General features: G+C 57.1%; 9 protein-coding genes. 5 read left to right on the top strand and 4 right to left on the bottom strand.

The window, feature by feature from the left end; all coding sequences use genetic code 11:
- Positions 1-8: 8 nt before the first annotated feature.
- Positions 9-1454, bottom strand: coding sequence for a DEAD/DEAH box helicase (locus tag KAK11_RS09820; RefSeq protein WP_210808733.1), 1446 nt, complete (start codon positions 1452-1454; stop codon positions 9-11).
- 143 nt (positions 1455-1597) lie between these two features.
- Between KAK11_RS09820 and rfbB the strand changes: the two genes are divergently transcribed.
- From rfbB to KAK11_RS09795, 5 genes are all read left to right on the top strand, one after another.
- Complete coding sequence (gene rfbB / locus KAK11_RS09815; protein ID WP_210808731.1) at positions 1598-2656, top strand: dTDP-glucose 4,6-dehydratase; 1059 nt, start codon at positions 1598-1600, stop codon at positions 2654-2656.
- Positions 2657-2810: 154 nt separating this feature from the next.
- Positions 2811-4697, top strand: a complete 1887-nt coding sequence (locus KAK11_RS09810; protein ID WP_210808729.1) for an SLBB domain-containing protein — start codon at positions 2811-2813, stop codon at positions 4695-4697.
- A gap of 2 nt (positions 4698-4699) precedes the next feature.
- Entirely contained in the window at positions 4700-5818 is a 1119-nt protein-coding gene (locus KAK11_RS09805; protein ID WP_210808727.1) for a Wzz/FepE/Etk N-terminal domain-containing protein, read from the top strand.
- Between the two features lie 132 nt (positions 5819-5950).
- On the top strand, positions 5951-6196 hold the full coding sequence (locus tag KAK11_RS09800; RefSeq protein ID WP_210808725.1) for a site-specific integrase: 246 nt from the start codon (positions 5951-5953) through the stop codon (positions 6194-6196).
- A 66-nt stretch (positions 6197-6262) separates the two neighbouring features.
- Positions 6263-7380, top strand: a protein-coding gene (locus KAK11_RS09795; RefSeq protein ID WP_375140676.1) for an IS3 family transposase whose coding sequence is annotated in 2 segments (ribosomal slippage) — positions 6263-6524 and positions 6524-7380 — 1119 coding nt in all. Because the reading frame shifts where the segments join, the coding sequence is not laid out codon by codon here.
- Positions 7381-8152: 772 nt separating this feature from the next.
- On the opposite strand, the gene KAK11_RS09790 is transcribed toward KAK11_RS09795, so the two are convergent.
- The 3 genes from KAK11_RS09790 to asnB all read right to left on the bottom strand — a co-directional run bounded on the left by KAK11_RS09790 (position 8153) and on the right by asnB (position 12556).
- Positions 8153-9280 (bottom strand): glycosyltransferase family 4 protein, encoded by a 1128-nt coding sequence (locus KAK11_RS09790; RefSeq protein WP_210808721.1) that lies wholly within the window; start codon positions 9278-9280, stop codon positions 8153-8155.
- A 234-nt stretch (positions 9281-9514) separates the two neighbouring features.
- Entirely contained in the window at positions 9515-10504 is a 990-nt protein-coding gene (locus KAK11_RS09785; RefSeq protein WP_210808719.1) for an EpsG family protein, read from the bottom strand.
- An 87-nt stretch (positions 10505-10591) separates the two neighbouring features.
- A complete protein-coding gene (gene asnB / locus KAK11_RS09780) occupies positions 10592-12556 on the bottom strand; it encodes an asparagine synthase (glutamine-hydrolyzing) (RefSeq protein ID WP_210808717.1) in 1965 nt (654 codons plus the stop codon).
- Positions 12557-12565: the final 9 nt, after the last annotated feature.

Genomic DNA, 12565 nt, shown 5'->3' with positions numbered 1-12565 from the left:
GCGGACGCTCAGGGCTTGCTGCCGCCCAACAAGGCCGCCACTTTGCGCTTGGGTCGGATGTTGGGGGACAGACGCACCGGCGCCTGAGGTGCCGGGCCACGCTCCCACGCTGCGGGCTGGTCGCGCTCCGAGGACTCGTAAGGCTTGTCAAAGAACGGGTCTTTGGGTGCGGCCGGGGCGCGCGACTCATAGCGCGGCTCGCTGCGCGGCCGCGCAACGGGTGCGTCTTCGGTGTCACGATAGGCCGGGCGTCTTGGCCGATCGTCCTCGAACTCCAGCGCATCAAGATCGATCTTCTTCTTGATCAGCTTTTCAATATCGCCAATCAGACGCGCATCACTGCGCGCCACCAAAGTCACCGCCAAGCCTGAGGCCCCTGCGCGACCGGTGCGGCCAATGCGGTGGACATAGTCCTCGGCATTGAAAGGCACATCAAAGTTGAAAACGGCCGGCAAGTCTGCAATGTCCAGGCCGCGTGCCGCCACATCGGTGGCTACCAACAAGTCGACCTCGCCGGCCTTGAAGGCGGCCAGCGCCTTGAGCCGCTCATCTTGCGACTTGTCGCCATGCAAGGCCGAGGTGCGCAGGCCATCACGCTCAAACGAGCGGGCCAAACGTGCGGCACCCAGCTTGGAATTGACAAAGACGATGGACTGCTTGATGTCGTTGTCCCGCAGCAGCTTGAGCACCGCGCGACGTTTGTCATCGCCCTCGACGCTGTAGAAGCGCTGCTCCACCGTGGACGCCGTGGCATTGGCACGCGCCACCTCCACCAGCACCGGGTCTTGCAAATAGCTGGAGGCCAAGCGCTTGATCTCGGGTGAGAACGTCGCCGAGAACAGCAAGGTTTGACGCTGCTTGGGCAGGTAGCTGAGGATGCGCTGCAGGTCTGGCAAGAAGCCGATGTCCAGCATGCGGTCTGCTTCATCCAGCACCACGTACTCCACTTGGCCCAGTGAGCAGTTCTTGGCTTCAATATGGTCCAGCAAACGGCCGGGAGTGGCGATCAAGACTTCGACGCCGCGCTTCAAATCCAACGTCTGGGGCTTCATGTCCACCCCGCCAAACACCACCAGCGAGCGCAAGTTGCTGTGCTTGGCATAGGCCTTGACGTTCTGAGCCACTTGGTCGGCCAGCTCGCGCGTAGGCGCCAGCACCAAGGCACGCACCGGGTGGCGAGCGGGAGAGGCACTGCTGTTCTCGTGCCGCAACATTTTTTGCAACAGCGGGATGGAAAACGCTGCCGTTTTGCCCGTGCCGGTTTGCGCGGCACCCATCACATCGCGGCCCGCCAACACCACCGGAATGGCCTTGGCTTGAATCGGCGTCATGAAGGCGTAGCCCTGGTCTTCCACCGCTCGCAAGAGCTTGGGATCCAGTGGGAGCGTGTCAAAACGGGCGGGGGAAGCGTCCACAGGGACGCTGGGCTCTAAGGCAGTGTTTGAAAGGGTCATCGCCTTGCATTATCTCCTTTTGCTAGAAATTGCGGCGATTGACTACACTCTCGGGTTGGCATGCGCCATGGCGTTTTTCCGGAGATGCGCCCAAAAAGACTTAAAAAAGCATCGCCACACTCACCCGCATTCAAAGGCCTATCATGATTCTTGTCACCGGCGGCGCCGGCTTTATCGGCAGCAACTTTGTGTTGGACTGGCTGGCCCAGTCAGATGAACCCGTCCTCAATTTAGATGCGCTGACTTACGCCGGCAATTTGGCCAATCTGGCGTCGTTGCAAGGCAACAGCCGCCATGTGTTTGTGCATGGTGACATCGGCGATCGGGCCTTGGTCGATCAATTGCTCAGCACTCATCAGCCTCGCGCCATCGTCCACTTTGCGGCCGAAAGCCATGTGGACCGCTCCATCCATGGCCCCGGCGCCTTCATGAAGACCAATGTCGAAGGCACCTTCAATCTGCTGGAGGCGGCCCGCGCCTACTGGGGCACGCTGCAAGGCGAGGCCCGGGCGAACTTCCGGTTTCACCATGTCTCTACGGACGAGGTCTACGGCAGCCTCAAGCCCACCGACCCGCCCTTTGCCGAGACCAACCCCTACGAGCCCAACAGCCCCTACAGCGCCAGCAAGGCGGCCAGCGACCACCTCGTGCGCGCTTGGCACCACACCTATGGCCTGCCGGTGCTCACCACCAACTGCTCCAACAACTACGGCCCCTATCACTTCCCCGAGAAGCTGATCCCGCTGATGATCGTCAACGCCTTGGCAGGCAGGCCCTTGCCTGTCTATGGCGACGGCCAGCAGATCCGCGATTGGCTCTATGTCAAAGACCACTGCAGCGGCATCCGCGCGGTGCTGGCCGGCGGCCGCCTAGGTGAGACCTACAACATCGGCGGCTGGAACGAGATGGCCAACATCGACATCGTCAAGACAGTGTGCAAGCTGCTGGATGAGCTGCGCCCAGACCCGGCCGGCCCTTATGCGCGCTTGATCACTTATGTGACGGACCGCCCCGGCCACGACCGCCGCTATGCTATTGACGCCCGCAAGATCGAACGCGAGCTGGGCTGGCGGCCGGCAGAGACCTTTGAGACGGGCATTCGCAAGACGGTGCAGTGGTACTTGAACCATGCTGAATGGGTGGCCCAAGTGCAGAGCGGCGCCTACAAAGAGTGGGTGGCAGCGAACTATCAGGCCCGCTGACCGCTGGCTCGGCTACGGCCAGCCCAACTTCAGTCTCCCATGCGAAGTTGTACAGATGAGGCATTGAGCCTCTTGGTGCTCGATAGAATCGTCCGCCTACGTTAGAACCACGCGGCGGGGTGCCGAATGCCCTCCTCCACTCACCATTGTCTCTATGAACAAGCCCTTGACTCAGCGACTCCCATGGATGGGCGCCCTAGTGGCCCTCTTCATTTCGGCCGGTCAACCCGCATTCGCGCAAAGCACAGCCGACGCGGGCCGCGATGCCTTTGGATCCGGGCAAGGTGCTGAAAGCCAAGCGCCTTCGGGTGCGGTACGCCTTCGTCAGCCACAAGCCTCAGCGCGGGACTTGTTGGACGTCGAGGAGAGCGCAAGCACTCCAGTACGTGCCAAGGCGACACCGTATGTACCGGGTGAGTTTGAGCAGTACGCGCGAACGCAATCTGGCATCACGGATCTCAAGCGATTCGGCGCTGAGTTGCTGACGGACCCTGTCAACGGCCGAAGCGAAGCCCAAACCGCCATCCCGCCGGACTACACCATCCGCCCCGGCGATGAAATCAGCCTGACGCTGTGGGGCTCAGTCGACGCTGATTTGCGCCTCAATGTCGACCGCACCGGAAAGATCTCCATCCCTCGCATAGGCGCTGTACAGGTGGCGGGTGTTCGCCATGCTGATCTGGCTGATGTGATCGCCCGCAGGGTTGCAACCGTCTTCAGAAATTTTCAGATTGCGGCGACGCTCGGCCAGATCAAAGGCGTGCGCGTGTTCGTCACCGGCTATGCCCAACGCCCTGGCAGCCTGACAGTCAGCGGATTGGCCTCCGTGCTCCACGTTTTGGTCAAGGCCGGTGGCCCATCGGCGGCTGGCAGCTTCAGAGACATCCAACTGCGCCGCGCTGGCCAGGTTGTCGCCAAACTGGATCTATATGACATCTTGATCCACGGCGACCGCAAGGCTGATCAGATCGTACAGGCCGATGATGTCATCCACATCAGCCCCGTAGGCCCACAAGTCGCCGTCGTCGGGAGCGTGAATCTACCTGCGGTGTTCGAGCTCAAACCCAAAGAAAACCTGAACGACGCGCTGCGCATGGCTGGAGGCTTCAACGCTGTCGCAGATAGGACACGTGTCGCGGTGGAGCGTCTTGAAGACCGCGCCACCGGTCGAGTCGCTGAAATGCGCCTGCCTGAGAACGGCAACAGCTTGCTGGGTACCGGAGACTTGGTGCGCGCGTTCAGCGGTATCTCAGCCGCTCTACCTAAGGACAAGCAACGCAAGCGCGTCAAAGTTGAAGGGGAAGTTGTCAACCCGGGCGAGTACATCCTCCCTGCCGGTAGCACCATTTCCGACGCGGTCAAGGCCGCTGGTGGTTTGACGAACGCAGCGTACGTCTTTGGCACGGAATTCACTCGTGAGAGTGTTCGGCAACAGCAGCAAGACAACTACGACAAAGCTTTGCGTGACCTTGAAACTGAAATGGCCAAGTCTCAGGCCAGTCGGCGGGTGTCGACGGGTGAAGAAGTAGCGGCCCAGACTAACGCTACAGCAGCCAGTGCGCGCCTGATTGAGCGGCTGCGTTTGGTGAGGCCGACTGGCCGGGTTGTTTTGCAAGTCGCCCCTGAAGCCAAGGATTTGCCTAATTTGGCTCTAGAAGACGGCGATCAGCTACACATCCCTAGTCAAAGTACGTCGGTCGGTGTCTTCGGCAGCGTCTTCAACGCCGGCAGCTTTATTTATGTTGCTGGTGCTACAACCGGTGATTTCCTGAAATTGGCTGGCGGCCCCACACGGGGGGCGGACGCACGGAGCATGTTCGTGGTCCGAGCCAATGGTTCGGTGGTGAGCGCCCGTCAAGGTGCGAACTTTTGGGGCTCGGGTGTTTCAGGTTTTGAAGCCGCATCTCTATTGCCTGGCGACACCATTTTTGTGCCTGAGGAGTTGAATAAGACAACCTTCACACAAGACGCCAAGGATTGGACGCAAATCCTCTATCAGTTTGGTTTGGGCCTGGCCGGCATCAAGGCGTTGGGGATTTGAATATGAGTGAACAATTCCCCACTACTCCTTCCCACCATGACCAGTTGGAGGACGAGATCACGTTCAGTCAACTCATCCACCCATTGCTGCAAAACTGGAAACTATTGCTTTCTGCCCCGCTCGTGGCTGGTGGGCTAGGCTATGCGTGCAGCTTTTTGATCACGCCAACCTTTGTCGCCACCACCACATTTTTGCCGCCTCAGCAACAGCAAAGCGCCGCCGCGTCGGCGCTGGCTTCACTGGGTTCCCTAGCTGGCTTGGCAGGCGGTGCTGCAGGCATGAAGACCCCAGCAGACCAAATGGTCGCACTTATGCAGAGTGTGACCGTCAGCGACAAGATTATCGACAAGTTCAGGCTCACCGAAGCGTACGAAACCAAGTACCGTGTCGACGCACGCAAAAAACTTGATGAACGTGTTCAGATTTCTTTGGGTAAAAAAGATGGCCTGATCAACGTGACAGTTGAAGACACAGACCCCAAACGTGCCGCGGACATCGCCAATCAATTTGTCTTGGAGTTGCGCGCCCTCAACGCCAAGCTCGCATTGACCGAAGCCCAGCAGCGGCGGGTGTTCTTTGAGAAACAGTGGCAGGAGTCCAGGCAAAAGCTCATCGACGCCCAGGTCTCTCTAGAGCAGAGTGGTTTCAACTCTGGCGCACTAAATGCGGACCCAAAGTCAGCGGCTGAGGCGTACGCACGCACCAAGGCTGAGCTCACTGCGACGGAGATTAAGCTGCGCGCCTTACGCACGACCTTGGCTAACAGCACACCCGAAGTTCAGGCCCTTAGCACCACCCTCGAAGCTTTGCGCCAACGGCTATCGGACCAAGAGCTTACGGTCGGAAAAAACAGCGAGAGACAGACAGATTACGTCAGCCGCTACCGCGAGTTCAGATATCAAGAAACCTTGTTTGAACTCATGGCCAAGCAGTACGAGTTAGCGAAAGTGGATGAAGGGCGTGAAGGAGCCTTAATTCAGGTAGTGGATGTGGCTGAGGCGGCGGAGCTGAAGCATAAGCCGAAGCGGTCTATCATCACCATACTGACCGCGCTAGGTGCGGGACTTGCCCTGTCAGCGTGGCTGATTGGACGTGGATTGATCCGGCTACAGAGTCGTTGAACTAAACCGCTACGCGGTGGCTGCCTGCTGAGGGCAGCCACCGTGTTGTTCGTTGTGGGGTAGCTTGCCTGGGAAGGCAAGTGGGTCAAGCCTTCGGGCTGGGGAATGATCCCCAGCTTGAAGGAGACGATGATGACCACTACTTCGCGGCACAAGATGCTCAATGCGATGGTGGTGCGGGGTTTGGCCCCGCGCACCCAAGAGGCCTATGTGGACGCCCTGGCGCGCATGGCCAAGCACTTGAAGCGCAGCCCGGACACGCTGGATGCGGCCGAGATTGATGCCTACATGGTGCACCTAGCGCGCGACTGCGGGAACTGCTTCTCGACCATCAACCACGTAGCATCGGCCAGCCGCTTTTTGTTTCGGCACGTGTGACTTGCCCCCCTCTAGCCCTACCAACCTAAAGTAGCAAGAGGTCCGCTTTTCTGGAGAATCGCGGACATGAGGAAGAGCAAATTCACAGAGCAGCAGATCATTGGGTTCCTGAAGCAGGCCGAGGCCGGCATGGCGGTGGCGGAGATCTGCCGCAAAGGCGGGTTCTCGGACGCCACGTTCTACAAGTGGCGGGCGAAGTTCGGCGGCATGGATGTCTCGGAGGCGCGCTGGCTGCGCAAGCTGGAAGCTGAGAATGCCAAGCTCAAACATCTTTTGGCCGAAGCCCATCTGGACCTGCATGCGCTCAAGAGCGTGCTTGGCGTAAAAAGGTAGCCCCACAGGCCAAGTGCGAGATGATCAGGAAGCTGGTGCAGGAGCATCAGTTGTCTGAGCGTCGCGCGTGTAGGCTTGTGGGGCTAAGCAGAGACAGCTACAGGCGCCCACCGCAGCCCAATGTGCAAAACCAAGCACTGAAGGACAAGATCGTCGAGATCGCGCACGTCCGCAGGCGCTTTGGCTATAGACGTGTGCACGACCTGCTGCGGCGGGAGTTTCCGGGCGTCAACCACAAACGGGTGTACCGGCTCTACAGTGCAGCCAACTTGGCGGTGCGCAAGCGGCCGGTGATGGAGCGCACACCCCTCAACATCGCACGGCAAGTCAATGAGGCATTGAGCATGGACTTCGTCAGCGACAGCTTGGCCAATGGGCGGCGGATCAAATGCCTGACCGTGGCCGACGACTTCAGCCACGAATGTGTTGATATCGCTGTGGACTACGGCATCAGCGGCCTGTACGTGACCAGGCTGCTACACAAAGCGGCGTGCTTTCGGGAATATGCGGAAGTTGTCAGAACCGACAACGGCTCGGAGTTCACCAGCAGAGCATTCATTGCCTGGACGCAGGAGCACCCCATCAGGCACATCCTGATCGAGTCAGGCAGGCCCATGCAGAATGGCTATATCGAAAGCTTCAACGGCAAGTTCCGCGACGAATGCCTCAATGAGCATTGGTTCCAGAGCCTGAGCCAAGCACGCACCGAGATTGCTGCTTGGCGCAGCGACTACAACGAGGTGCGGCCCCACAGCAGCATTGGTCGGATTCCTCCGGCCAAGTATGCCGAGCAGTTACGTCGACAGGCAGGCGACGCAGCTCGTCACGAAACTCCTGCCCAGATCCATTAACCTTCAACCTCAGGACCCCTGACAATTCACTGGCACGGCTGAAGGAGGCAGGTCAGCATCAAGCGCATCCGCCATTACGGCGTGCTGGCCAATGGCTGCAAGAAGGCGCAACTGGCGCAAGCGCGCCAAGCACTGCATCAGCCCACACCGAACCTGCAGGCCACGGAATCGGCCAGAGACTTCATGGCGCTCGTGGCTCGCATCAAATTCAATGCCTGCCCATGCTGCCAAGCGCCGCTCAAGATTGTGCAGACACTGCCAGAGCTGAAGCACTTGCCTGCGCCGGGGCAAGCACAGCCACCGACGACAGCCAGGGGGCCACCGCCATGAACTGCTGTGCCGTGGTTCATCGCCATCGCTACGCGGCCTGTGGGCCGTGTGGGGCGGGCATGCGCCGAAGCCGGTGCAAGCCCGCGCGAGTCCTGCAATCCGTCCACAGCATCCCAGAAACTGAGGATGCCAAGCCCACCGCTAGTGGCAAATCTGGAGTCTGCTGGCCGCGACGCTGGTGACAATGAGCAGCATCAGCGGGGGCCTCCGTATCAAACCCCCAGTACAAACCGAGGCGCTGCCTGCCGCCGACTCCACATGGTTCAGTTCAACCGGGTTTAACTGTCGCGATCAGTGGCTGTGCAGTCTCCAGCCAGGGTGGCGCGGCAGATAAACGCTATTCGTTAGGGTAGATGGACAACAGCTCTGCAAGACAATTGGAGGTGGCGATGGTTGACACCACCCTAGTGAGGAGTCACGGTCATCACCTCAATCGTGAAACCTATTTGTTCAAGCTCGCTGCCAGCTGCTGCACCACTTGGACATACGCCTGAATCACTAGCCGCTCATCAAATTCAGCTTCAACTCGCTTCCGCCCACGCTGGCCCTGGGCATGGCGTTCAGTAACGGGAAGGGCCGACCAAGCCAACATTTGCGAAGCTAGGTCATCGGCATCCGCCACACGGCACATCAATCCTGTTTGCCCATGCACCACCGTATCTCGACAGCCCGGTGCATCTGTTGTGATCACCGGACGCCCCATGGCTGCAGCCTCCAACAAGGTGCGAGGCACACCCTCGCGGTATGAGGGCAACACTACGCAATCAGCTGCCGCCAAAAATGGGCGAACATCATCAGTCGGCCCCAGGTAAGTCAACAAGCCTTCAGCCTCCCATTCATGCACCTGAGCCCTAGGCACCGCAGACGGGTTGTCGACATCCAGAAAGCCCAGCAACTGGAACTGTGCATTGGGGTAATGCCGGCGCACCATTCGGGCCGCTTTGGCAAACTCACCAACCCCCTTGTCCCACAACAAACGTGCCACCAATAAAAATACTGGGGCGTCGTGTTCGCGCACACGGAAGGGAGCGACCGAAAATCGTGACAAGTCCACCCCTGAGCCCGGCAAACGCTTGCAACGCTCAGGTGGAACCAAACCAGCGTGCACGAATATGGCCATATCGTCCAAATTCTGGAAAAAAACCGTGGACGCCCGCCCGAGGGTCAGTCGATATAGCAGCTTAACCACCGCCGTGACCCAATTCTTACGAATGAAGGCACGCCCCAGACCCGATACATTGGGGACAAAAGGCAAGCCTAAACTCAAGGCACCCAGAGCGGAATATAGATTTCCCTTTGGCGTGTAGCTCAAAACCACATGCACGCCTTGCCTTTGAAAGGCACGCCGCAAAAGTAGCACACTCCGCGATTCACGCAAAGGATGTGTACCTGAGCCCGAAATTGGGACTGGGATAAACCGCACTCCCGCCGCTTGCAGACACCTCTCTTGCAAGTCATCGGGGGGAGCAATCGCAACCACTTCGTGCCCTGCCGCCTGCAAGGCACTCATCAAGTTCAAACGGAAGTTGACTAAATACCAAGCTGTATTGGCCACAACTGCAATACGCATATCGAAAATTTAAGCTTCTTTAGCTCTTAACTGAAATATTAAAAGGCACACATGCCACATCTTTGCGATATCTAGGCACTCGACTAATATTGTTGAAAATTCCAATTGATAGAATCCACAGAAGCCTTTCACCGAATCAAAAAAATGAACACTCAAGTAAAAGCAAGTTGATTTCTCAATCCATCACGTTACGTGACGCAAATCGACACCATTGACTCAATATTCAGTGTACTTCTACGACCAGATCCATTCCCAGGGATAAAATTTGTACGGTATCCAGGCATCCGAATTATTGGAAAAAAACAACCAAACCATCAAAACAAAAATCTGAGAAGAAATCACTAGGCCCGACCATTTGTAATTTTTCCCACCCTTTCTTCCCAATACATCCGGAATAGATGACCAAACTAAAATTTGCAATGGAATCCAATAGAGGGCAAGGCGATCTACTGCAGTTGACGATGGTGAAATCTTCAACAGCAAAACAAAGGCGAGTGCCAGCAATGATATCCACGTCCAAAAGACCTTATGCTCGTCCTTAAGCTCAAATCTATTCTTAAAAACAAGAAAAAGACATGCGGGCAATGCATTCATGAATACTCGGATATCCGCGCCTGCCGAGCTATACTCTGCTTCGATGTATCCTCGCACCAGGCTATCCATGGATTCCTGCAACAGCAAAACAAAGAGAAATGGCGCACTAACAGCCACCATGAAGAATTTAAGCCACTTCCCCTTCGAACCTGCAAGTAGCGCTACAAGAATCAAAACAACTGCCGATTTATGGAACGCTGCAGCCAATGCTATCCAAATTAAGAATTTCCCGGCGTTATTCTCAAAAAGTAACTTTGCTATTGCCACCATGGCCAAACCTATGGCGACACCTTGCCTGGTATAACCCATCGCAACAACATTTACAAGATATGGGATGGCGACAAACAATCCTAGCCACGGACGAGAAAGCTTCTTGCAGAAATAGAAAAGCCCCCCTGTAAAAATAATACCACTAACAATGTTTGTAAAGTACACATCTCCGAATACGTTAGCGCCAATCCAGTTCAAAACAGCATAGGCAGGGTCATTGTTTACTCTTATTGCAGACACACTTTCACCGACTAAGTCATCTACATATACTAGATAGCTGATCCAATCACCACCAACCTCATGCCGCCAACCTATAAACATGGCCATCACAGCAGCGACAAACAGCCAATACCACTCCATCGGCCTCTTCCACTTGCCATAAAACTGCGACCTCTCTGTCAGAGCAGGCCATAGGACGATAAGAGGCAAAATAAAATAGGGCCACATTTAAGAATTAGCCTCATGCCACGCCTGGAACATTAAGACATCCCAAAGATGGTATTGCCAATTGCGCTGACCAGATAAATGCTCAGACCATTTTCGGCGAATGGGTTCTGGATTAAATATACCTTCAGAAAGCAAACGAGACTCAGCCAGCAATGACTCGGCCCAATCGCGCAAGGGGCCACGGAGCCATTGGTCAATTGGCACGCCAAAGCCCATTTTGGGCCGCTCTATCAACTCTCGCGGTACATGTCGGTAGAGAATCTGCCTCAGCGGCCATTTGGTCACGCCGTGATTCAGTTTATGGGTCAAAGGCAGAGTCCATGCAAACTCCACTACTCGGTGATCGAGAAAAGGTACCCGTGTTTCGAGGCTGACGCCCATGGCGGCGCGGTCCACTTTGGCCAAGATGTCGTCTGGAAGATAGCTGAGCATGTCAAGCGCCATCATCCGCTCCACATCGTTCAAGCCTTCCAGTGGAGGCTCGTTGCCCTTGAGTACCGTGGCCGGCTCACGCCCACCCAGGACAAGCGCACAAGGGTCAGGCCAATGAGACACCAAGCCTCGATAAAGATCGCCCACCGATTGGTTGCAGAGCAAGGCCGCTCCCTTGTGCAACTTGTCTCCCAAACGTGCCACCGCCATCAGGCGGCCTAGCGCATCCCAACGGGCAGGAGGTACAGCACAGATAGTGGCTGAGGCTGCGCGGCGCATTGACTTAGGCACCCGCTGTAGTTTCCCCCACATCCTTGCAGTCATTTGGTATCGGTTATAGCCACAAAACAGTTCATCCCCCGCGTCTCCCGACAGGGATACTGTCACGTGCTGCCGCGCCAATTGGCTGACTAGGAAAGTGGGTATTTGGGATGAATCGGCGAAGGGCTCGGCATACAGCCTGGGCAGTTTTGGAATGACGTCAAGTGCTTGCCGCGCGCTGACATATAGCTCCGTGTGCTCGGTGCCCAAGTGCTGGGCTACGGCCTTCGCATGTTCGGCCTCGTTGTAACCAGCCTCGTGGAAGCCGATACTGAAAGTCTTAACTGGACGACTGGACTGCGCCTGCATCAAGGCGACGACAGTGGAAGAATCTATGCCTCCCGATAGAAATGCGCCCAGCGGCACGTCGGCCATCATTTGCTGACCTACAGCGCTGCTCAGCAACGCTTCTAGCTCGTCCACCGCTTGCTCAGGCGAACCGTCAAAGGGCTGAGCAACGCCACGCCGCGCCACTTCAGCCCCAGACCACCAAGCTTGCAGACGGGGCTCATTTTGACCCGCGGCTAAGGTAAGCAAATGACCAGGCAACAGCTTGTGAATGCCTTGATATATCGAATGCCCACCGCCGACGCAATTGTGACGCATGTACAAGGCCAGCGCATCGCGGTTGATGGGCGCAGCAAACTCTGGGTGGCGCCGCAAAGCAGATACCTCAGAGCCAAACAAGAATACCTCGCGCGCTCCTTGGCCTTGCCAACCGTAGTACATCGGCTTCTCGCCCAAACGGTCACGGCCCAGCGTCAATACCCTTTTTTCACGGTCCCACAACGCAAAGGCAAACATGCCAATAGCACGACGCAGCGTGGCCTCCACGCCCCACGCCACAAACCCTGCCAACAAGGTCTCGGTGTCTGAATGGCCCCGCCAAACTTTGTCGATTGTCGTTGCGCCGGACGAAGCCCCGACGGATTCCAGTTCACGCCGCAAAGCAACATGGTTGTAAATCTCGCCATTGAATACCAATACGTACCGCCCACCCGTAGCAACCATAGGCTGAGCACCAGCGGGCGATAGGTCGACAATGGCCAAACGTCGATGGGCCAGAGCAATGCCAGCCTCTGGATCAGACCATGCACCAAAAGCATCAGGCCCTCGAGATTCGATGGCTTGGGCCATGTGAGCCAAAACCTCAGTTACCGCATCACGATGCTCTAAGACGCTGCGGCCCAAAAATCCTGTCAATCCGCACATGTTGGCTTC

The sequence above is a fragment of the Ideonella paludis genome, from assembly GCF_018069865.1.
In the GTDB taxonomy this organism is placed as follows: domain Bacteria; phylum Pseudomonadota; class Gammaproteobacteria; order Burkholderiales; family Burkholderiaceae_C; genus Ideonella; species Ideonella paludis.
This window is presented reverse-complemented; position numbering and strand designations above follow the sequence as displayed.